Origin of the sequence: Enterobacter sp. MALB-1 (assembly GCF_041021625.1) — a bacterium.
GTDB classification, from domain to species: Bacteria; Pseudomonadota; Gammaproteobacteria; order Enterobacterales; family Enterobacteriaceae; genus Enterobacter; species Enterobacter oligotrophicus.
The window spans coordinates 2,209,815-2,232,123 of sequence record NZ_JBDPJL010000001.1 but is presented as its reverse complement, the minus strand read 5'-3'; the positions used below and the strand labels follow the sequence as shown (position 1 = coordinate 2,232,123).

At 55.3% G+C, this 22,309-nt stretch carries 18 protein-coding genes; 11 read left to right on the top strand and 7 right to left on the bottom strand.

Going from position 1 to position 22,309, the window contains the following annotated elements; genetic code table 11:
* Positions 1 to 246 precede the first annotated feature (246 nt).
* Positions 247 to 795, top strand: coding sequence for a winged helix DNA-binding protein (locus ABGB15_RS10625; protein WP_152081120.1), 549 nt, complete (start codon positions 247 to 249; stop codon positions 793 to 795).
* Between the two features lie 2 nt (positions 796 to 797).
* Here the strand turns inward: ABGB15_RS10625 and glgX are convergent, their stop codons facing one another.
* The 3 genes from glgX to treZ are packed head-to-tail and all read right to left on the bottom strand — an operon-like array spanning position 798 to position 7,141.
* Positions 798 to 2,873 carry a glycogen debranching protein GlgX gene (gene glgX, locus ABGB15_RS10620; protein WP_215722070.1) on the bottom strand — a complete coding sequence of 692 codons (2,076 nt, stop codon included), beginning with the start codon at positions 2,871 to 2,873 and terminating at the stop codon, positions 798 to 800.
* A 15-nt stretch (positions 2,874 to 2,888) separates the two neighbouring features.
* The gene (gene treY / locus ABGB15_RS10615) at positions 2,889 to 5,357 is read right to left on the bottom strand and encodes a malto-oligosyltrehalose synthase (protein ID WP_215722071.1); all 2,469 of its coding nucleotides are present in this window, start codon (positions 5,355 to 5,357) and stop codon (positions 2,889 to 2,891) included.
* Positions 5,354 to 7,141, bottom strand: coding sequence for a malto-oligosyltrehalose trehalohydrolase (gene treZ / locus ABGB15_RS10610; RefSeq protein ID WP_215722072.1), 1,788 nt, complete (start codon positions 7,139 to 7,141; stop codon positions 5,354 to 5,356). The genes treY and treZ overlap by 4 nt, the downstream gene beginning before the upstream one ends.
* Positions 7,142 to 7,314: 173 nt before the next feature.
* Between treZ and ABGB15_RS10605 the strand changes: the two genes are divergently transcribed.
* The 3 genes from ABGB15_RS10605 to ABGB15_RS10595 all read left to right on the top strand — a co-directional run bounded on the left by ABGB15_RS10605 (position 7,315) and on the right by ABGB15_RS10595 (position 9,923).
* Positions 7,315 to 8,199 (top strand): SDR family oxidoreductase, encoded by an 885-nt coding sequence (locus ABGB15_RS10605; RefSeq protein WP_152081124.1) that lies wholly within the window; start codon positions 7,315 to 7,317, stop codon positions 8,197 to 8,199.
* A gap of 136 nt (positions 8,200 to 8,335) precedes the next feature.
* Positions 8,336 to 8,623, top strand: a complete 288-nt coding sequence (locus tag ABGB15_RS10600) for a VF530 family DNA-binding protein (RefSeq protein ID WP_152081125.1) — start codon at positions 8,336 to 8,338, stop codon at positions 8,621 to 8,623.
* Positions 8,624 to 8,630: 7 nt separating this feature from the next.
* Positions 8,631 to 9,923: a glycoside hydrolase family 10 protein gene (locus tag ABGB15_RS10595; protein ID WP_215722073.1), complete on the top strand. Its 1,293-nt coding sequence runs from the start codon at positions 8,631 to 8,633 to the stop codon at positions 9,921 to 9,923.
* A gap of 44 nt (positions 9,924 to 9,967) precedes the next feature.
* On the opposite strand, the gene dsbG is transcribed toward ABGB15_RS10595, so the two are convergent.
* The 4 genes from dsbG to ABGB15_RS10575 form a co-directional block, all read right to left on the bottom strand.
* Positions 9,968 to 10,726, bottom strand: coding sequence for a thiol:disulfide interchange protein DsbG (dsbG, locus tag ABGB15_RS10590; protein WP_215722074.1), 759 nt, complete (start codon positions 10,724 to 10,726; stop codon positions 9,968 to 9,970).
* Positions 10,727 to 10,774: 48 nt separating this feature from the next.
* Positions 10,775 to 12,325 carry a methyl-accepting chemotaxis protein gene (locus ABGB15_RS10585; RefSeq protein WP_215722075.1) on the bottom strand — a complete coding sequence of 517 codons (1,551 nt, stop codon included), beginning with the start codon at positions 12,323 to 12,325 and terminating at the stop codon, positions 10,775 to 10,777.
* 92 nt (positions 12,326 to 12,417) lie between these two features.
* A complete protein-coding gene (locus ABGB15_RS10580; protein WP_313326175.1) occupies positions 12,418 to 13,629 on the bottom strand; it encodes a diguanylate phosphodiesterase in 1,212 nt (403 codons plus the stop codon).
* Between the two features lie 94 nt (positions 13,630 to 13,723).
* Positions 13,724 to 15,205, bottom strand: coding sequence for an alpha/beta hydrolase (locus ABGB15_RS10575; protein ID WP_369064175.1), 1,482 nt, complete (start codon positions 15,203 to 15,205; stop codon positions 13,724 to 13,726).
* Between the two features lie 266 nt (positions 15,206 to 15,471).
* On the opposite strand from ABGB15_RS10575, the gene ABGB15_RS10570 reads away from it, so the two are divergent.
* The 7 genes from ABGB15_RS10570 to ABGB15_RS10540 are packed head-to-tail and all read left to right on the top strand — an operon-like array spanning position 15,472 to position 22,309.
* Complete coding sequence (locus ABGB15_RS10570) at positions 15,472 to 16,326, top strand: MurR/RpiR family transcriptional regulator (RefSeq protein WP_215722078.1); 855 nt, start codon at positions 15,472 to 15,474, stop codon at positions 16,324 to 16,326.
* A gap of 12 nt (positions 16,327 to 16,338) precedes the next feature.
* Entirely contained in the window at positions 16,339 to 16,914 is a 576-nt protein-coding gene (gene ddpX, locus ABGB15_RS10565; RefSeq protein ID WP_215722079.1) for a D-alanyl-D-alanine dipeptidase, read from the top strand.
* A 15-nt stretch (positions 16,915 to 16,929) separates the two neighbouring features.
* On the top strand, positions 16,930 to 18,462 hold the full coding sequence (locus ABGB15_RS10560; protein WP_152081133.1) for an ABC transporter substrate-binding protein: 1,533 nt from the start codon (positions 16,930 to 16,932) through the stop codon (positions 18,460 to 18,462).
* 23 nt (positions 18,463 to 18,485) lie between these two features.
* Positions 18,486 to 19,508, top strand: a complete 1,023-nt coding sequence (locus ABGB15_RS10555; RefSeq protein ID WP_215722080.1) for an ABC transporter permease — start codon at positions 18,486 to 18,488, stop codon at positions 19,506 to 19,508.
* Complete coding sequence (gene ddpC, locus ABGB15_RS10550) at positions 19,505 to 20,398, top strand: D,D-dipeptide ABC transporter permease (protein WP_215722081.1); 894 nt, start codon at positions 19,505 to 19,507, stop codon at positions 20,396 to 20,398. Before ABGB15_RS10555 ends, ddpC begins: the two co-directional genes overlap by 4 nt.
* Positions 20,398 to 21,384, top strand: coding sequence for an ABC transporter ATP-binding protein (locus ABGB15_RS10545; RefSeq protein ID WP_215722082.1), 987 nt, complete (start codon positions 20,398 to 20,400; stop codon positions 21,382 to 21,384). Before ddpC ends, ABGB15_RS10545 begins: the two co-directional genes overlap by 1 nt.
* Complete coding sequence (locus ABGB15_RS10540) at positions 21,377 to 22,309, top strand: ABC transporter ATP-binding protein (protein WP_215722083.1); 933 nt, start codon at positions 21,377 to 21,379, stop codon at positions 22,307 to 22,309. The genes ABGB15_RS10545 and ABGB15_RS10540 overlap by 8 nt, the downstream gene beginning before the upstream one ends.

Genomic DNA, 22,309 nt, shown 5'->3' with positions numbered 1-22,309 from the left:
AAACGTTTACCCTATCCAAAGTGAGCGTTGCGCGCCGACGGCTATTTTTTTAATACTTCGCATCAGGGCGAAGCGGGTGCATTGCGGCGAGCGATGTTGTGTTTTGCGCCAGGCTCAGGAGAACCTGCACTAAAAAGCTATATCTGAACCACAAAAACATGTAAACAATTTATCAATAAAATGTTCTTATTTTATCGTTTCCCATTTACATTTTTAGGTGACAGTCACATTCGCGAAAGGAACGTTATGACCGCAAAAAAGAGTGCTACCCCAATTAATCACGACGATATTACTGACGGCCGTATCGTTTCCTCTCGCCATCTGGTGTCTGAGCGTTGCGCTGAGCTATCGGAGCTGGAGTACGCGCTGATCATGACCAGCAATGCCTTCAACAAATGGATGGTTCGCTGCATGACGGCAGCCGGTGAGCCGGATATGGGCGCTTTCGATGTTTCGCTTCTGCACCATGTTAATCACCGCGACCGCAAGAAAAAGCTGGCCGATATCTGTTTCGTTTTAAACGTGGAAGATACCCACGTGGTGACGTATGCGCTGAAAAAGCTGGTAAAAGCAGGCTATGTGACAAGTGAGAAAGCAGGTAAAGAACTCTATTTCTCGACAACAGATGAAGGAAAAGCGCTGTGCATGAAATATCGGGACGTGCGTGAAGCCTGTCTGATCAACATTCATGCAGAAAGTGGTATTTCGGGCACCTCTATCGGGGAAACCGCGCAGTTGCTCAGAACGATATCGTCACTGTATGACACCGCCGCGCGGGCGGCGGCATCACTGTGATATTAAGGACGCCTGAAGAGGGTAATACTTCGTCCGGGCAGCTCGTAATCCACGGTGCTGGTGAAGACCTCTCCGGGAGTCGCATCCGCAGCCGTTGACAGTTCCAGCACCCAGCCCCCTTCACCAAACTGCGGGATCTGGAACGGGACGCTGCCTTCAAAGGGGTTAAAGAGCATCAGCACATCGTGCCAGATGCCCTCTTCCTGTTTAAGATCCGGCCGACTGATGGAGACACCGAGCGTCGAGCCTTCATCCCACTGTTCAGACTGCTGCGGGCCGCCACCGGCATTGAACCAGCGGATCTCAAGCCCGTCACGCCAGCTTTCACGACGTAACAGCGGCTGTTCTGCACGCAGTGCAATCACACGCCGGGTAAAGTCGCGAAGCGCAGTGTCGTTTTCAGACAGCCCTTTCCAGTTAATCCACGAGATCTCGCTGTCCTGGCAATAGCCATTATTGTTGCCCTTTTGCGTCCGGCCAAATTCATCCCCCGCCAGCAGCATTGGCGTACCGTGGGAGAAAAAGAGCGTCGTCAGGAAATTACGTTTTTGTCGCTCACGGGTAGCGATAATATCCGGATTTTCTGTCGGCCCTTCCTCGCCATAGTTGCAGGAGAGGTTTTCGTTATGTCCGTCGTTATTCTCTTCGCCATTATCGGCATTATGCTTCTCGTTAAAGGAAACCAGATCGTTTAGCGTAAAGCCGTCATGGGCGGTAATAAAATTGACGCTGGCCCAGGGGCGACGGCCGCGCAAATCGTACAAATCACCGGAGCCGAGCAGTCGTGCGGCAAAATCGGTGGAGACATTATTGCCCTTCCAGTATTCCCGCACGGTATCACGATATTTATCGTTCCACTCCCCCCAGCCTGGCGGAAAACCGCCCACCTGATAACCCCCAGGACCTATGTCCCAGGGCTCACCGATGAGCTTGAGTCTGGATAAAACAGGGTCCTGACTGATGGCATCGAAAAAGCCGCCGCGCGGATCAAAACCTTCAGGTTCACGCCCAAGGATGGTCCCCAGATCGAAGCGAAAACCGTCAATATGCATGGATTCAGCCCAATAACGCAGCGAATCCATAACCATCTGCAACACGCGCGGGTGCGATGTGTTTACGGTATTTCCCGTACCGGTATCATTGATGTAGTACCGGTGCTGATCCGGCAACGTGCGGTAGTAACAGAAGTTATCAATGCCCTTAAATGAAAGCGTCGGCCCCAGTTCATTCCCTTCCGCCGTGTGGTTATACACCACGTCAAGAATGACCTCGATGCCCGCGTCGTGGTATGCACGCACCATGTCGCGAAACCCCTGAATACCCGCAGGTCCGTAATAGCGAGACGCCGGGGCAAAAAAGCCCAGCGTGTTATAGCCCCAGAAGTTCTTTAACCCTCGGTCGAGCAGGTGCTGATCGTCCGGGAACCAGTGAACGGGAAGCAGCTCAACGGACGTAATGCCCAGACTTTTGATGTAATCAACTGAGGCTTTATGCCCCATCCCCTCGAACGTGCCGCGCAGTTCAGGCGGAATGGCCGGATTAAGCTGGGTGAACCCCTTCACGTGGCTCTCATAAACGACGGTATTCGGCCAGGGAACGTTCGGCCGGTTGTTATCCTGCCAGTCAAAAGCATCCGGGTCGATGACCTTGCATTTTGGCGTGAAGGGCGCGCTGTCACGCGTATCAAAACTCAGGTCCTTGTCTTCATGCCCCAGTTCATAGCCGAAATGGGCCTCGTTCCACTCGATATCACCCACCAGTTCGCGTGCATACGGGTCAACAAGCAGTTTATGCGGGTTGAATCGGTGGCCGTTCTCCGGGTCGTAAGGCCCGTAAACACGATACCCATAAAGCGCGCCCGGCTTCAGATCGGGCACGTAGCCGTGCCAGACTTCATGGGTATATTCCGGCAGCTCCAGACGGGCGATTTCCGTTTTACCCGTGGGATCGAACAGGCACAGTTCCACGCGCTCGGCGTGAGCGGAAAAGAGAGCGAAGTTAACGCCCTTGCCATCATAATTAGCGCCTGGCTGCTGGCCATGACCGGCCCGGATTTCAAACGTTTGATCCTTTAGCATTGTTATTCTCCGTGTTTATTCGCAAGTAAGCAGAACCAGCAGGTATCCCGATTCAGAGGTCAAATCCAGCGTTTCCTCCAGCATCCTGCTTTCACCGGTAAACAGATCCCGGTAGCGCTTCCCGGTCAGTTCTTCGGGTATGGCGACCGTGGTATTGGCCCACAGCGTGTCGGGGGTTGTTACATCAAAAACCAGACGCGGCACGGCGACAATCAATGCAGAGTCGTCTTTGACGCGAGCATAGACAATCAGGTTATTTTCGCGCTCGCCGCTCACTTTTAACGGCAGCCAGTCACCGTAGCGGAAAAGCGCCGGATAATGCGGCCGGAGCCGTAACAGCATCGCCGTGACGTACTGCTTCACACTTCCGTCTCGCCAGCGCTGTTCGTGATGAAACAAACCCGAATCGCCGGTACTGAGGTTAGCCCTGAGCACCGCAAAATCCGGCTCGCGGCGGTTATCCGGATCGACCAGGCTAAAATTGAGCGCTTCACTTCCCTGATAGATATCCGGCACACCCGGCGCGGTCAGCTTGATGACCGTCTGGCTCAGGCTGTTCATGAGCCCGGCGCGGATGAACGGTTGCAGAGATTCACAAAAATCATGCAGGAACAGCGTGTTATCCGAAGAAAGCAGATGCCGCACATAATCCAGCACCACGTTTTCATAGCTTTCGTTGCTGTCGATCCAGTCGGTACGTTGCTTGGCCTCGCGCAGTGCTTTTTCAATGAAGCCGAGAAAACGATCTTCGAGTGATTTCAGCCCGTCGCGATCGTCCGGCGATAACGTTGCAGGCCAGACGCCAGCAAGTGCCTGATAGATCATCCAGGTATCGGCCGCGTTCGGCGCGGTGCCGTCATTAAGAAAACGCACCTGCGTCTGGTTCATTTGCCGCCAGCGCGCCAGGTTTTCGCCCCACTGCTCCGGTGCTTCAGTCAGCGTGTAAAGGCGCGCACGCGCATCCTCGCCGCGCTTGGTATCATGTGTTGACGTCCCCAGCAGCGCGTCAGGCTGACGGGCAAGACGGATGCGCATCTCCTGGTGAAAACGCGCCAAAGAGAAAGCCTGCGGAGTCGGGTCGGCCCCCACTTCATTCAACGCAAGCTCTAGGTTATGGCGAAAGAACAGCGTATCTTCTACCGATTTCGCCATCAGTGGCCCGGTCAGCTGTTGAAAGCGGGTTCTGAAAAGTGCAGCCGCGTCTCGGCTGTGCGGCTGCACGTCGCCGGTCAGGATACGCATGATCAGGCTAAGTGCGGGTTCAGGCGTGGTAATGCGGGCGACAACGCGATTAAGCAGCGCAACATCGGACGGCGTTAACCCTTCAGCCGTGCCGTAGGTACGGTAAACCGGAAACGCGATAAGCAGTTCCCGCAATGTGTGCCGGATGTCGTCACTGTGGAGCGCAAGTCCGTTTTGCCGGGCCAGATCCGTGGCGATGGTCAGTAACGTCGTGAATTCACCCTCAAAGTTGCGATCGGTCATCAGCCCTTTGGCGTCACGCAGCGCATCATGACGATCAACCGTTCCGCCCACCGTCTGGTCATGAATATTTTCGAGGCGCTCCAGGTTGTTATCGTCCACCAGCACTTCGGCAAGCGAGGCGATAAATTCATACCCGGTCGTGCCCGATACCGGCCATTCGGCGGGGAGCTGCTCCCCCTTCGCCAGGATTTTCTCAACCGTGATGTAACACGCCGGGCCGGTGGCCTGGCGCAGACGCTGCAGGTAACCTAATGGATCGGCAAGCCCATCAACGTGATCAATCCTCAAGCCATCAACAACGCCAGCGTGGACAAGATCCAGGATCAAACGGTGCGTATCGTTAAAAACTGCTTCATCTTCAACTCTGACACCCACAAGGCCTGTGATCTCGAAGAAGCGCCGCCAGGAGAGCTGCTTCGATGCCTCGCGCCAGGACATCAGCCGCCAGCTTTGCGCCTCGTGCAGCTCTGCAAGGGTTTTATCATCCGCAACGGTTGCCGGGTTAAGAGGATAGGCGGTGTCATAATAGACCAGTGCTGCCTTTCCGGTGACAGTGTCACGTTTTAACGTGATTGCCCCCTTCTCCAGCTCCGCCTCAAAAGTATCGCCGAGAAACGGTAACGTCAGCGGGCGCGACCAGTCGATATCAAAATAGCGCGCATAGCGGCTCTGCTGACCATACTCAATAACGTCCCGCCACCAGCGGTTTTCAAGGGATGTCGACATATGGTTAGGGACAATATCCAGGATCAGCCCCATCCCTGCCTGACGGAGCGCGCTTGCCATCCGATCAAAACCCGCGCGCCCGCCTATAGCGGGCTCTATCTCATTCGGGTCGACCACATCATAGCCATGCGTGGAATCGTGGGTGGCCGTAAACACGGGTGATGCATAAAGGTGACTAATGCCGAGATCTTTCAGATACGGCACCAGTTCAACAACGCGATCAAAGGTCATTCCATTGCGAAACTGAATACGGTACGTGGCGGAAGGGATCATAACGAGGCGTCTCCGGCAGCAAAGCGAACAACGACGCTGTTCGGAAGCAAAACGTCGTCTGCCTCCGGCCAGGTAAAGAGGGTTTCTCCCGGCAGTTCGGGTAATTCAACGCTTTTTTTACCGATATTGAGCGCCAGCGACAGCGTACCGGACGGGAATTGCCAGCTCACCGCAACCATGCCAGGCACCGCCTGCAGAACGCTTCCCTCCACGGCACCGGTTTGTCGAAGTAGTGGCACAATATAGCGATGACGCAATAAAAGCAGGTTTCTCGTCAAACGCAGCCATGCTTTTCCTTCGTCGGTTGTCGCCTTATTCCAGTCGAGTTTTGAACGTAAGAAGGTGCTTATCGCATTCGGGTCCGGGACGGATTCATCGTGACCGGCATGGCCCGTAAACTCTTTTGCGCGCCCTTCCCGCACGGCGTTAGCGAGATCGCCGTGGAAATCGGTGAAAAAGAGAAACGGATGGGTTTCACCATACTCTTCCCCCATAAACAGCAAAGGAATGTGGGGCGAAAGAAGCAGTGCGGCAAGTAAAACGCGTGTTTTATCAGGACCAGCAAGCGTGATGAGCCTGTCTCCCTGCGCGCGATTACCGATCTGGTCGTGGTTTTGAATAAAATCGACAAAGAATGTTGGCGGCTGAGTATGGCATTCCACGCCGCGCGATTTCCCCGTCTGAAGCGAAATTTCGCCCTGGTATACAAACCCTTCTGTAAGCGCCCGCGCGAATTTTTTCTCAGGCTCAAACGCAAAGTCCTGGTAATAAGCGTGTGTCTCGCCAGTGGCAAATACATGTGCGGCGTTGTGAAAGTCATCATTCCACTCGGCGGTAAAGAGCGGCGTCTTGCCCTGTTCATCCCGTGGATGCAGGAAAATGACGTTGCGGCTATCCTCCGTGGTGAGATGGATATGACGCTCAGGGATCGCCTCACGAATACGTTCAGCGATCGCCTGTAAGATATGTGTTTCTGAAGAATCAATAATCTGATCAATGGCATCGAACCGTAACCCGTCCAGATGATATTCCGTTAACCAGAATAACGGTGCTTCAGTGATATATTGCCTGACGGGTTCCACGTCATAGGCAATGCCATTGCCCCACGGCGTCATGCGATCCTGGTGAAAAAAAGCCGGTGACAGCAGTGGCAGATAGTTACCTTCAGGGCCGAAGTGATTCAGAACGATATCCAGAACCACCGAAAGCCCGAGCCCGTGGGCGGCGTCGATAAAGGCATGAAAATCATCCGGCGTGCCATACGCTGAATGTGGCGCATAGAGCAACACGCCGTCGTAACCCCATCCCCGTGTCCCGCCAGACTGAGAAATGGGCATCACTTCCAGTTGCGTAATACCCAGTTCTGCCAGCCAGGGGAGTTTATCGATAGCGGCCCTGAACGTCCCTTCCTGAGTAAACGTCCCCACGTGCAGTTCATAAATGACCGTCTCTTCCCACGGACGCCCTTTCCAGGCCTGGCTTACGTGATGCGAAACGCGCGAGTCAATAACCACAGAAGGCCCGTTCACATCACCTTTCTGCGCCCGCGAGGCAGGATCGGGTATCGTCATGCCGTCCTGTAAAACGAACTGATACTCCGCGCCGTGATTAACGCCTGTAACGTCAACCTGAAACCAACCGTCGCCTGCAGCCACCATCGGAATATCCTTTTCCGCAAGCCGCAACGTAAGCGTTTTTTGCCCTTCAGCCCAGACGCGAAAACGTACAACGTCATCGGAAATAAACTCAGCACCCCAGTGTTTTTGAAACATTCTGGATTCCATTCATTGTCCTCGAATGAGCCACGCTTTACGCGCAACGAAGTACAAGTTTAGTCCAGGATGAAAAGAGTGTTATGGCTGCGGTTTAATCACCAGATTTGTCTGAATGTGTTATTTTTGCCCGCTCACGCACATTTAGCGGCTAATCTTGAAATTCACTCGTTAAGGAGGCCGGTATGTCTGCAGGAAATAACCCCACACTTCATTATCCTCGCCCACCGTTTGTGGAACAACCGCAACAGGCCCCAGGGCTGGCATCAGAAATGAAACCCTTACCGGATCATGGCGAAACAAGCTATATCGGCTCAGGGAAACTTTCAGGGAAAAAAGCCTTAATCACCGGCGGAGATTCCGGTATTGGCCGGGCCGTTGCCATCGCCTATGCGCGTGAAGGTGCAGACGTCGCCATTGGTTACCTGCCGGAGGAAGAGGCCGACGCAGCGTCGGTGATTGCCCTAATCCGGGCTGAGGGCCGTAAAGCCATAGCGATCCCCGGCGATATCCGGGTTGAGTCTTTCTGCGATACCCTGGTGGAAAAAGCGGTCGCTGAACTGGGCGGGCTGGATATCCTGGTCAATAACGCCGGACGCCAGCAATACTGCGAATCTATCGACAATCTCACCACGGCGGACTTCGACGCGACATTTAAAACCAACGTCTATGCCCCTTTCTGGATAACGAAGGCCGCCCTCCGTCATCTTTCCGCCGGTGCCGTTATCATCAATACCTCATCCGTCCAGGCGTTTAAACCCAGTGGAATTCTGGTGGACTATGCCCAGACCAAAGCCTGTAACGTTGCATTCACCAAATCACTGGCGAAACAGCTTGGACCGCGCGGGATTCGGGTTAACGCTGTTGCGCCAGGGCCGTACTGGACACCGCTTCAGTCGAGTGGCGGCCAGCCACAGTCAAAAGTGCAGAAGTTTGGTGAAGATACGCCGCTGGGCAGGCCGGGCCAGCCGGTTGAAATCGCTCCGCTTTATGTCCTGTTCGCATCCGATACCTGCTCGTTTGCGTCCGGGCAGGTATGGTGTTCCGACGGCGGAACGGGTGTCGCGTAATCCGCTATCTCAGGCCTGTCCGTCATGGACAGGCCTGACCGCGCAGGAATGTTAATAAGTAAAATTGCCGCTTACCCGCCTTTCTTGTACCCTTTCATCGTTTATCCCCCCATAAAAACTGAGACAACCGGGCCACATGACTGCACACATTTCTAAAGATCCTTTGCATGGCGTAACGCTGGAAATGCAGGTAAACGCGCTGGTTGCGCGATATGGCTGGAGCGAACTGGGCAACCGAATCAAAATCAACTGTTTCAGAAAAGACCCCAGCGTCAAATCGAGTTTGAAATTTTTGCGTCGCACCCCGTGGGCGCGTGCAGAAGTTGAAGCGCTGTATCTGGATTCCCTGAGTGATAACACAGACGTTGAAGCGGATGTCCCGGCCTTTAACCCGTGGACCAACAACAGATTGACCAGGAACTAAAACATCCATGTCGCGACATGTAAAACGGATTGGTGCGCTGGCTGGCTGCGCACTTTTACTTGTTAGTTGCTCCTCAACGCCGCCGAAATCTCTCGTTACGCCGCTGCCGTCCGTGAATAAACCGGCTCAGCAGGCAAATGTGCCTGTCCGTGGCGTCTGGCTGACGACGGTTTCGCGTCTTGACTGGCCACCGGTCTCGTCGGTGAACGCCATCAGCGCCGATCAACGTATTCAACAGCAGCAACAGGCGCTGAAAGATAAGCTCGATAAACTGAAAAGCCTCGGTATCAATACCGTTTTTTTTCAGGTGAAGCCAGACAGCACCGCGCTCTGGTCGTCTAAAATACTGCCCTGGTCCGATATGCTGACAGGCAAAATTGGCGAATACCCAGGGTATGACCCCCTGCAATTTATGCTCGACGAAGCGCACAAGCGCGGCATCAAAGTCCACGCCTGGTTTAATCCGTATCGCGTATCGACGAACACCAGGCCCTCAACCATCGCCGAGCTAAACCGAACCTCGTCATTACACCCTTCCAGTGTTTTCGTGCAGCATCCGGAGTGGGTTCGCACAGCGGGCAATCGCTTTGTGCTTGATCCGGGCATCCCGGACGTTCGGGACTGGATCACCCAGGTGGTGGCCGAAGTCGTGTCTCACTATGCGATAGACGGCGTGCAGTTTGATGACTACTTCTACGCAGAATCGCCCGGTTCAACCCTGAACGACTCGCAGACCTACAGGCGCTACGGCCAGGGATTTACCTCAAAAGCGGACTGGCGTCGTCACAATACACAAGAGCTTATTGTGCAGGTTTCCAGAGCCGTTAAGCAGTTGAAACCCGATATCGAATTTGGCGTGAGTCCGGCAGGCGTCTGGCGCAATCGCTCCTTCGACCCGGCGGGTTCTGACACGCGCGGTGCGGCCGCGTATGATGAGTCCTACGCCGACACGCGTAAGTGGGTACAGCAAGGTCTGCTGGATTACATCGCGCCACAGATCTACTGGCCTTTCTCACGAGACGCTGCGCGGTATGACGTGCTGACAAAATGGTGGGCAGAGGTGGTGAAGCCAACCCATACCCGCCTTTATATCGGTATCGCATTCTATAAAGTGGGCGCACCTTCCAGAAATGAGCCGGACTGGACGGTGAACGGTGGCGTACCGGAACTGAAAAAACAGCTTGATTTGAATGACTCACTGCCGAACGTCAACGGCACGATCCTGTTCCGTGAAGACTATCTTAACCAGCCGCAAACGCAGGACGCTGTCAGCTATCTCAAAGGCCGTTGGGGAAGCTAAGCGTTAAAAATCGGGCAGAAACAGCACACTTCTGCCCGATTTAACTACGGCTTCGGTCCAAACATGTCCAGCAATTGCTTTTCGTCCGGCATCCCTACCACCTGCTGAAGCTCATTTTGCCCATTCATATAGTAAATGGCCGGCGTGGCACTGGCTCCCAGACTGTCCATTAATGTCTGGTGTTTTTGCAGTGTCTCAACGGTTTCACGGGACGCACTGCCCTCCGGTTTTGGCAATGTTTTACCGCCAGAAAGCTCGTACTCTCGCCAGGCCGCAACCGGATCTTTCGCCGTCAAAATTGCAGAAGCATATCGCCCGCTATCAGGATTAAGAAAAGCCACCAGTAGCGTATTCAGTTGAACCTTCCCTGCCTTCACCCACGGCTGAGCCTCGGACCAGAAGGCTTTGCAGTACGGACAGAACGGATCGGCAAAGACGAAGACTCTGCGTGGCGCGTTATCTGCCCCCTCTTTCAATGGGTGTGCTGCATTAAGTTTCTTCCACATCTCGCGTCCCAACGGGGCGTAAATCTCTTTCTGAAAATACGCCTCACTGAGGTTTTTCCCTTTTTCATCGTACAGATAGCCGGAAACAACATGTTTTCCGTCAGGTGTCAGAAAAAGGGTAACGCCCATGTCCTGATATTTCCCCAGCCAGGCAGGGGCACCGCCGGGAGCGTCAATCTTTTTAATGATCGTGATATCTTGCTGCTCGCTGAAGTTCTTCACTGCATCCGGTATATCATCAGCGGCCTGGGTTAGCCCTGACGCCATCAGCAGTGAAAGTAACAGTAATTTTTTCATAACTCATTTAGCCTCTTGCGATGTGCAGAAATCACTCTCTCATGACGTTCAGGCGTGAGCGGGCAAACTGAAGCTCGAAATGCTCTGCGTTAAATGCTGCGCCTGCTCTTCCAGAGACGCGGCAGCGGCGGCGGACTCTTGTACCAGCGCGGCGTTCTGCTGCGTGACACCGTCCATCTCCGTCACCGCCTGACCAACCTGGCCAATACCACGGCTCTGCTCTTCAGAGGCAACGGAAATCTGCTCCATCAGGGTATTCACTTTATTGACAGAATCAATGATTGAATTGATAACCTCTCCAGATCGATTCACCAGTTGCGCGCCATCTTTGACGCTGGCGACAGACTGCGCAATCAGGTTCTCGATATCTTTCGCGGCTACCGCACTCTTCTGGGCCAGGGTGCGCACTTCGCTGGCCACCACTGCAAATCCACGCCCCTGGGTTCCGGCTCGTGCCGCTTCAACGGCCGCGTTGAGCGCCAGGATGTTGGTCTGGAACGCAATGCTGTTAATGACGTTAGTAATGTCCTCAATGCGCTTTGAGTTTGCGGCAATGGTATTCATCGTTTCAATGACTTCACGGGTCACGGCTTCCCCGGTGTGGGCATTTTTCACCGCGTCCTGAACCAGTTTACCCGCCTGACAGACATTCTCGGTGTTGTTCGCTACGGTAGCACTCAGTTCTTCCATGCTGGCGGCAGTTTGCGTCAGCGCAGACGCCTGCTGCTCAGTACGGGAAGCCAGGTCGATATTCCCGGATGCAATCTCCTGTGCCGCGTGAGTCACCGTATGGCTGGCATCACGCACCTGCGAAATGGTGGTGAGCAGCGCCAGACGCATCTGCTCCATTGAGCCCATCAGGTGGTCGATCTCGTTGCCGGAATGGGCTTTCACGGGAACAGGAATGTTCAGCTTACCGGCTGCAATCTGGCTACAGTGTTCGCGCGCAAGGTTGACCGGCGTAAAGACAAAGCGTTTCATCAGCAGGCTAACCGCGATAATAACCAGCACAAACAGTAGCGCAATCGCAGCAATAATCACCAGACCGGAAACAAAATTGCTGCTCGCATCTTCATTCAGGCTTTTGGCATATTTCTGGTGTACCGACAGCACCTGGTCGAGCACAATCTCATACTGCCGATCAAGCCGGGAAACTTCAGGGATTAACGCGTTAAATTTCGCAATATCATGCGCGGCGGCGGCATTAATCAGCGGCTCAAGCCCCTGATTACGATAGTTTCGCCAGGCATCCTGATAAGCGCTTACCAGTGGAGCTTCATCCGTCAGACGCGGCGAGTCCATAAAGGCGGCAAACGCATTGTCCGCTTTCACCAGGGCTTCTTTGACAGCCTCCAGCTTCGCAGACGCATCCGTAGTGTCCCCCGCTTCCACCATTTTCACATACTCCATCACCCTCACGCGCAGGGTGCGGCTATGGTTGATGGGATCAATAATTGACAACACAACCTGAATTTCTTTATTCACGTTATCCAGTGAATTATTGCTTTTGATGATGAGTCCAACGCTGGTGATGGTGCTGGCAACAAAGAAAAATAACAGAGAGAACAAAATAATCAGGGACGATTTTTTCAACGACATAAACACCTCAGGGATAAAATTTCCCTTTGGTTATCGGCCAGTTCAGATCTTTTATTAATTAAAGTTATTGAAGTGTTGAAATAACCACCAGGCTAGCGTGAAAAATGGGGCCAGTTAATATCACCGACGCCGTTAAGCTGCGGACGCGCAAACAAAAAACCCTGGAAGCGTCGAATACCGGCGGATTCAAGCCAGCACCACTCTTCTATCTTCTCAATGCCTTCCGCCACCAGCGTGATTTCGAGATCGGTACAGCAACTGACGATTGATTTCACAATCGCCTGTTTCGGCCCGCTAAGGTGGATGTCGCAGACAATCTCCCGGTCGATCTTAATTTTATCCGGCTGAAATCGTGTGAGCAGCGAAAGCCCGGCATAGCCCGAACCAAAGTCGTCTATCGCCAGGCCGATCCCTTCCGCACGCAGTTGTTTAATGGCGCTATTAAATTTGTTAAAGCCGGAAATCATCTCGTTTTCGGTGACTTCTATGATCACCTGCTCCGGCTGAAGGCCATGTATCTTGATCTGGTGAACCAAAAATTCCACGGCCCCCGGCACATTCACCAGTGACATCGGCAGAAGGTTCACCGCCAGTTTATGGCCGCCGATACCCAGTTTTTCCGCCAGGGCAAAGGCGTAGGCTTTGGTCTGCAAATCGACTTCGTAAATTTTGTCCTGATCGAGCGTACTGAAGAAATGCTCCGGGCTACCGCCGTCATTGCCGCGGATCAGGGCTTCGAGTGAGCTGATTTTCCCTTCGGTAGGTTCGACAATCGGCTGCAGGGCAAACTGGCATGATTGATTGGCGATAAGCCCAATACCCTCTCCAAACGGCAGATTTTCCCGTGAAAGCGTCCATTTATCCGCGTCGAACATTGCACCAGACTGAGGCGGCATTTTCCCGGTAATGAACGTCTGGATAAATTTAAACACCCGGTCATCAGAAGCCAGATAACTTTCGAGTTTGCTGTAATGCAACACTGACTGAAGAACGTCTTTGGCCGATTTGACCTGCAGATCAAACAGCAGCATGCCGACATTTTCGAAGCGTCGGCGCGGCCCATAGTCCCGCATCAGTTCAACCACATTACAATGCCGCTTATCATCGCGAATTTTATGAAAGAGGTTAACCACGCTCTCTTCCGATCCTTCCAGGATTTGCAAAATTTCGCGGCCGTCAGAAAGCAAAATACCGGTGATATTCAACCCGGTATTACGGCTCCGGGCCTGTTCAACCAGCGAAACCAGCTGAGCGGATTTGCAGGATGGATGTAACTGGCTTCGATAAATGAGTGTAGTCAGCACAGTAACGGGTCCCAATGTGAGATATGCGCCTATAAGCTATTGTTTAGCATACTTCAACAGTGCTCACTAATATATAAGCCGTACAAATGATTCATCACTTTTTCTGCGGCTCGGTATGCCTGTTGATCCGCGCCTGCATATAGTCATAGAACGGATTCGACGTCACGCGCATAAGCGCATCCTTTCCGACGCTTAGTACAGACGTTTCTCCCCACAGTGCAATTGTCCCGAGACTGATGCCATAACGGTTTTTAACCTCAGGATGGCGGCCATACAGGTCGTCATCCGGTGGAAATGGCACGGCCACATGCGACAACGAGTAGACCTCTTGTGGATACCGAAGCGATAGCGGTACGACCGTTTCACGCGTACTGCCTGCGGGCGTGGTTTTCGCCACCGTATCGAAACTGTTTGCGTTAACGTTTGTCACAAGCGTGACACTGTAACGCCGCAGAGCAACAGGCAATAACCCGGATAGCGCTGTCCATGACGACGGTTTAAACAGCGGACGGAAACTTGCTGCCTGGTTAATATCAAACATCACCAGTTCACTGCCGTTTTCCGGGAGCTGATCAAACAGCCCGGTGACGACGGCACGCGTGCTGACCGTTGAGTCCATCACCGACTGAAACGCCAGAACCGGAGGGAACCCGGCAAGTTTATGCTCCCGCACATCGCGGCTGAGCTGCTGCTGTAATGCCTGCGTCAGCAACCACGACTGGCGCGCCGCGTTAACCGGAAAGGAGTTATATTTGTATGGGTTATATTCCGGCGCGATATTAAGCCACGCTGCTTTCGCAAACGCGGGCAGCATCGCTGGCAAGCCGGCCATTCCGGCAAAGCGAGCAAACGCGGTCACGCCAATCATGGGTGAAAGTAAGACCAGCTGCTGAGGCTTGCGAAGCACCGGCGTTTCCTGCGCATCGAGAGCATATTTCATCGCCAGCGCCCCGCCGTTGGAATACCCCACCAGATGCAGCGGCACATCTTCACCCGCCAGGCGCGTTGCTTCACGCACGGCAAGGCGTGTCGCTGCCAGCCACCTCTCCCAGTCAACGTCCGTCAGCGCACCGGGAGCAGTCCCGTGTCCTGGCAGGCGGGGAACGACCGCCACAAACCCTTGCTGCTGATAATTAAGGGCCAGGTGTCTTACGCTGTAGGGGGAGTCCGTCAGCCCGTGCAGCAGCACAACCGAACCACGCGGTTTTCCGGCTGGCATCAGCACAAACGAACGGTTGGCATCGGGCGAAAACTGACCGGGCCACACCAGGCTCTGGCGGTAATAGCGGTTCAGCGCTGTACGCTCCTCACCTTTCGTTTTCGCCGTCACGTTCGCGTCTAAATCAGCAAAAATAGCGTTTTCTCTGGCGACATACTGCGTAAAGCGCGCGTTATCCATCGCCCGGACGGACATTTCATGTGCGCTCCAGGTGTGCCACAGATGAAGGTCAGGCCCTTGCTGCGAAAGGTACACGCGCACCGCGAGCAGCACAACCACCACGATCCCCAGCACCAGTGCCATTTTCTTTATGAGCGCCATCAGGCGCACGCTGATCCGCCAGGGCAGATTCGCCATGCCGCTATTCCTTTCATATTCACAGAGGCTATATCTTATCAAAAATGTGAAGGCACTGACGTATTCGCCAAATTCCCCCTTTCCCGATCCGACATTGCACCAAAAGTGAACTACGCTGCACAAATGTTGATCATTCGTTAAACATATATTGCATTAACTTTGCAGCACAGGCGGTTTTATGCGCCCTGTGAACATGGCACGCGTCATGCATTGTTAATCGGGTAACAAAAAACCGGCGTTTGACAGCCTGTTAACAGCGAGGCGGTATGACGACAAAACCCGAAGTGCTGAACCGTATCGAAACAACCTTCAGCCAGCTCACGCCCAGCGAAAAGCGGGTGGCGAGCTGGATGCTGGCCCATGCGGCACAGATCCCGTTTGAAACGGCGGAAAGCGTCGCGCTGATGACCGGAACCAGCGGGATCACCGTTGGACGATTTCTGCGTAAGCTGGGCTATCGCAACCTGGACGATGCCAAAAAAAGCCTGCGCGATCCGTATCAACCCTGGGGAATGAACGATCGCCTCGACTCCTGGCAGCAGCAGCGCCCGCTGTCCGACCGCATGCAGCACTCGTTGTCGCTGGAGGTGGACGCCATTACCCATGTTTACCAACTGGCGCAAAGTGACGCATTTAAGCAGATTGTCCATCGCCTTACGCATGCAGACGCCGTGTTCGTACTGGGCATTCAGTCCACTCGCGGGATCGCTAACGCGTTCTTCAGCCATCTGGAATATCTGCGTCCTCGTGTGAGCTACTCCGAAGGGTTGTCCGGCAGTTGGGTGGAATCGCTGAACTCCGGTTTTGCGCGTCCCTACATTGTACTGACCGACACCCGCGCCTACTCCGCTATCGCCCGCCAGTATTGCCGTGTGGCGAGTGAGAAGGCGATCCCGATGGCGCTCATCACCGATATCTGGTGTCCGTGGGCGCGGGATTACCCCATTGATTTACTCCAGGTGAAAACCGATACCGGCCATTTCTGGGATTCGCTGGCACCCGTGAGTTGTCTGTTCAACCTGTTGCTGTCGGGCGTGGTGGAGGCGCTCGGTGATGCGCTGCCGGACCGCCTGGCGGTAAACCGACAATTACAACAAGAGTTTGGTCAATTCGAACGCTAAAGGAGCGGAGCTATGCCCGAAGAGAGCCCACTGATTGACGTGGCGAAGACCTTTCCCACGCTGCATATCGATCTGAAATACGCGACCGCCGACAACATCACAGGCCGCCCGATTTATCAGGAGGCGCTGTGTTTGCTTCATGCCGATGCCGCCACCGCGCTGGCGAAAGCCGTCAGTATTGCCACGCTCGCCGGGCTGAAACTGGTGGTCTATGACGCCTACCGCCCACAGCAGGCGCAGGCACAACTGTGGGATGCCTGTCCGAACCCGGAATACGTAGTGGACGTCGCGATTGGCTCTAACCACAGTCGTGGCACCGCTATTGACGTGACGCTGATGGATGAGCACGACAATGTGCTGGATATGGGGGCCGGGTTTGACGAGATGCATGACCGTTCGCATCCGTACCACCCGTCCGTTCCGCCGCATGCGCAGCGTAATCGTCTGCTGCTCAACGCCATTATGTTTGGCGGCGGTTTTGTGGGGATCGGCAGCGAATGGTGGCACTTTGAGCTGCCCGAGGCCGCCAGCTATCCCCTTCTTGACGATCGTTTTGACTGTTTTCCGTTGACGCACACATCCCTTTAAACCCGGAGCACTGCCATGAAAACAACGCTTCTCACAACCTTGATCGCCGCTACGCTGGCACTGAGCGCGCCTGTTGCGCTGGCTGCCGTCCCGAAAGATATGCTGGTCATTGGTAAAGCGGCCGACCCGCAAACGCTCGACCCGGCGGTGACCATCGACAACAACGACTGGACCGTCACCTATCCGTCTTACCAGCGTCTTGTAAAGTACAAGCCAGGCACCACCGAGGTTGAGGGCGATCTGTCGACGGGCTGGAAGGCATCCGATGACCAGAAGGAGTGGACCTTCACTCTGACGGACAAGGCAAAATTTTCCGATGGCACGCCCGTCACCGCCGACGCAGTGAAACTGTCGTTTGAGCGCCTGCTGAAAATCAGCCAGGGTCCTTCGGAAGCCTTCCCGAAAGATCTCAAAATTGATGCTGTAGACGAACATACGGTGAAGTTCACCTTAAGTCAGCCGTTCGCGCCGTTCCTCTATACGCTGGCGAACGACGGAGCCTCCATTATTAACCCGGCGGTGCTGAAGGCCAATGCTGCCGATGATGCGCGTGGTTTTCTGGCGCAAAACACGGCTGGCTCCGGCCCGTTTATGCTGAAAAGCTGGCAGAAAGGTCAACAGCTGGTGCTGGTGCCGAACCCGCACTGGGCGGGTGACAAGCCGCACTTTAAGCGCGTTGCGGTGAAAATCATTGGTGAAAGTGCGTCGCGTCGCCTGCAGCTTTCCCGTGGTGACCTGGACATTGCCGATTCCCTGCCAGTGGATCAGCTTGCGGCCCTGAAACAGGAAGGCAAAGTAGCCGTGGCGGAGTACCCGTCCCTGCGCGTCACTTATCTGTATCTCAACAACAGTAAAGCGCCGATGAATCAGGTGGATTTGCGTCGGGCGGTCTCCTGGGCGACAGATTATCAGGGGATGGTGAAAGGGATTCTGAGCGGCAACGGCAAACAGATGCGCGGCCCGATCCCGGACGGCATGTGGGGCTTTGACGCCAACGCCATGCAGTACAGCTTTGATGAGGCTAAAGCCAAAGCCGCGCTGGAGAAAGTGAAAGATAAACCCGCCAGCCTGACCTTCCTTTACTCCGATAACGACCCGAACTGGGAGCCGATCGCCCTCTCCACCCAGGCGAGCCTCGGCAAACTTGGCATTAACGTCAAGCTGGAGAAACTGGCGAACGCCACCATGCGCGATCGCGTGGGCAAAGGCGATTACGACATTGCTATCGGGAACTGGAGCCCGGACTTTGCCGACCCGTACATGTTCATGAATTACTGGTTTGAATCGGACAAAAAAGGGCTGCCAGGAAACCGTTCGTTCTATGAGAACAAAGAGGTCGACGCCCTGCTGCAGGCCGCGCTGAAAACCACCGACCAGGCTGAGCGCACCAAAGACTACCAGCAGGCGCAGAAAATCGTGATCGACGAGGCGGCCTACGTTTATCTGTTCCAGAAGAACTACCAGCTGGCGATGAACAAAGAGGTCAAAGGCTTCACCTTTAATCCGATGCTCGAACAGGTGTTCAACATCGCCACCATGAGCAAGTAACGGTCCGCGCCGGGGGAAAGTGTATGACGTTCTGGAGCATTGTGCGCCAGCGCTGCTGGGGGTTAATCCTGGTGGTGGCCGGTGTCTGTATTATCACCTTTATTATTTCACACATGATCCCCGGCGATCCGGCCCGCCTGCTGGCCGGAGACCGCGCCAGCGACGACATTGTGCAAAGTATCCGCCAGCAACTGGGGCTGGACCAGCCGCTGTATATCCAGTTTGGCCGCTATGTAGATGCCCTTGCGCACGGTGATTTGGGCACCTCCATTCGTACCGGCCGCCCTGTGGTGGATGATTTGAAAGCCTTTTTCCCCGCCACGCTGGAGCTGGCGTTCTGTTCCCTGCTGCTGGCGCTGGTCATCGGCGTGCCGCTGGGAATTTTATCCGCAGTTTATCGCAACCGCTGGCTGGATCACCTGGTCCGGCTGATGGCGATGACCGGGATCTCGACGCCAGCTTTCTGGCTGGGGCTGGGTGTCATTGTGCTGTTCTATGGCCAACTGCAAATCCTGCCTGGCGGCGGCAGGCTGGACGACTGGCTCGATCCGCCTGCGCACGTTACCGGGTTTTATCTGCTGGATGCGCTGCTGGAGGGCAACGGTGAAGTGTTCTTTAACGCCCTTCAGCATCTGATTTTACCTTCGCTGACGCTGGCGTTTGTTCATCTGGGCATTGTGGCGCGTCAGGTTCGTTCCGCCATGCTGGAACAGCTTAGCGAAGATTACATTCGCACCGCCCGCGCCAGCGGGTTGCCGGGCTGGTACATCGTGCTGCGCTATGCCTTACCTAACGCAATGATCCCGTCCATTACCGTGCTTGGGCTGGCGCTGGGCGATCTTCTGTATGGCGCAGTGCTCACCGAAACCGTCTTTGCCTGGCCGGGAATGGGAGCCTGGGTGGTGACCTCCATTCAGGCGCTCGATTTCCCCGCCGTGATGGGGTTCGCGGTGGTGGTTTCGCTGGCCTATGTGTTGGTCAACCTGGTGGTTGATCTGCTTTATCTGTGGATTGATCCACGAATCGGACGCGGAGGTGCCGAATGATGCTGACTCAGGAAACGCCCGTCCCCGTCAAAACCGCGAAACAGCGCATCGACTGGGCAAAACTGTTCTGGATGCTGCGTAAAAGCCCGCTCACGCTGGCTGGCGGCGTGATCATGATCCTGATGCTGTTGCTGATGGTGCTGTCGCCGTGGATCGTTCCGCACGACCCGAACGCGCTGGATCTGACCGCTCGTTTGCAGGCCCCGTCTGCACAACACTGGTTTGGCACCGACGAAGTCGGGCGCGATCTGTTCAGCCGCGTGCTGGTGGGCAGCCAGCAGTCCATCGCTGCCGGGCTGGCGGTGGTCGCCATCGCCGGAGGAATTGGCTCGCTGCTCGGCTGTTTGTCCGGCGTGCTCGGTGGACGCGGCGACGCCATTATTATGCGGGTGATGGACATTATGCTCTCCATTCCCTCTCTGGTACTGACCATGGCGCTGGCGGCCGCGCTCGGTCCCAGCCTGTTTAACGCCATGCTGGCGATCGCCATTGTGCGCATTCCGTTTTATGTGCGTCTGGCACGCGGGCAGACGCTGGTGGTGCGCCAGTTTACCTATGTTCAGGCCGCCCGAACTTTTGGGGCCTCGCGCTGGCATCTGATCAGCTGGCATATCCTGCGCAACGCCCTGCCGCCGCTGATTGTGCAGGCGTCGCTGGATATCGGCAGCGCAATACTTATGGCGGCAACGCTCGGCTTTATTGGGCTGGGTGCGCAACAGCCCACGGCTGAATGGGGGGCGATGGTGGCCGTGGGCCGTAACTACGTGCTTGACCAGTGGTGGTACTGTGCATTTCCGGGCGCGGCCATTCTGATCACCGCAGTGGGTTTCAATCTGTTTGGTGATGGCATCCGCGATCTGCTTGACCCGAAATCGGGAGGAAAACAGTGATGAGTCAACCTGTTTTATCGATAGAAGATTTGCACCTGAGCTTTCCGATCTACCGTGGTGAAGTCCATGCGCTCAATCACGTCTCGCTGGAGATCCAGCGCGGAGAAATTGTCGGCGTGGTGGGCGAATCCGGTTCGGGCAAATCGGTTACGGCGATGCTGGCGATGCGCCTGCTGCCGGAAGGCAGCTACTACGTTCACCACGGACAGGTAAAACTGCTGGGTGAAGATGTGCTGAACGCCCCGGAGAAGCAGCTTCGCCAGTGGCGTGGCGCAAAAGTGGCGATGATTTTCCAGGAGCCAATGACGGCGCTGAACCCGACGCGACGCATTGGTAAGCAGATGGTGGAGGTGATCCGCCAGCACCAGCCCCTTTCACGCCGCGAAGCGCAACACAAGGCGATAACGCTTCTGGAAGAGATGCAAATTCCGGATGCGGCTGAAGTGATGGCCCGCTATCCGTTTGAGCTTTCCGGCGGGATGCGCCAGCGGGTGATGATCGCCCTGGCCTTCTCCTGCGAGCCTGAACTTATCATCGCTGACGAACCGACCACCGCACTGGATGTGACCGTGCAGTTGCAGGTGCTGCGTTTGCTGAAACATAAGGCGCGGGCCAGCGGAACCTCGGTGCTGTTTATCAGTCATGATATGGCCGTCGTCTCTCAGCTCTGTGATCGGATGTACGTGATGTATGCGGGCAGCGTCATTGAAAGTGGTGATACGCAGACACTGATCCGGCATCCCGTCCACCCCTATTCCATCGGCCTGCTGCAGTGTGCCCCGGAAAACGGTGAACCTCGCGAAATGCTGCCGGCCATTCCCGGTACGGTGCCCAACCTCAGCCAGCTCCCGCGCGGCTGTGCGTTTCGCGAGCGCTGTTTTGCTGCCGGAGCAAAATGTGGCGAAACGCCGCGCCTGAAACCTCATGGTGCTGAGGGGCAACACGCCGCCTGCTGGTATCCGCAACGGGGAGAGTGTCATGTCTGATGTGTTACTGGAACTGGATCGCGTGCATGTGAACTTTACTGCGCGGAAAAACTGGCTCGGCCGCGTCACCGAACAGGTGCATGCCCTCAACGGTCTTGATCTGCAGATCAATCGCGGTGAAACGCTGGGTATTGTTGGTGAATCCGGCTGTGGCAAAAGCACGCTGGCGCAACTGCTGATGGGGATGCTCAGGCCGAGCACCGGTGCCTGTCTGCGGACCCGCAGCGCAGGCGGCATGCAAATGGTGTTTCAGGACCCGCTCTCGTCACTCGATCCGCGTCTGCCCGTCTGGCGGATTATCACGGAGCCGGTGTGGGTGCAAAAGCGTAGCAGCGAACGCGAGCGCCGCCAGCTGGCGGAAAACCTGGCGCAGCAGGTTGGCATTCGCCCGGAGTATCTGGATCGGCTGCCGCATGCTTTTTCCGGTGGTCAGCGTCAGCGTATTGCCATTGCACGTGCGCTCTCTTCAGACCCGGATATTATTGTGCTGGATGAACCGACCAGCGCGCTGGATATTTCCGTACAGGCGCAAATCCTGAATTTGCTGGTGACGCTGCAACAGCAGCGTAATCTGACCTATGTGCTGATTTCACATAACGTCTCGGTGGTCAGGCATATGAGTGACCGTGTGGCGGTGATGTACCTCGGGCAAATTGTCGAGCTGGGCACTGCCGCTCAGGTACTGGGCCAGCCGCGGCACCCTTATACGCGCCTGCTGCTTGATTCTGTACCGCGTACCGGCGAACCGCTGGACGAAACCCTGGCATTGCGTAAAACGGAACTTCCCGGAAATCGCCATCTGCCCACAGGCTGCTATTTCCGCGACCGCTGTCCGCAGGCGACGGAGGGATGTGAAAGACCGCAACCGTTACAGGCGTCAACGGAAGGACGGACTGTACGCTGCTGGCGTAATCTGGAGGGCTAG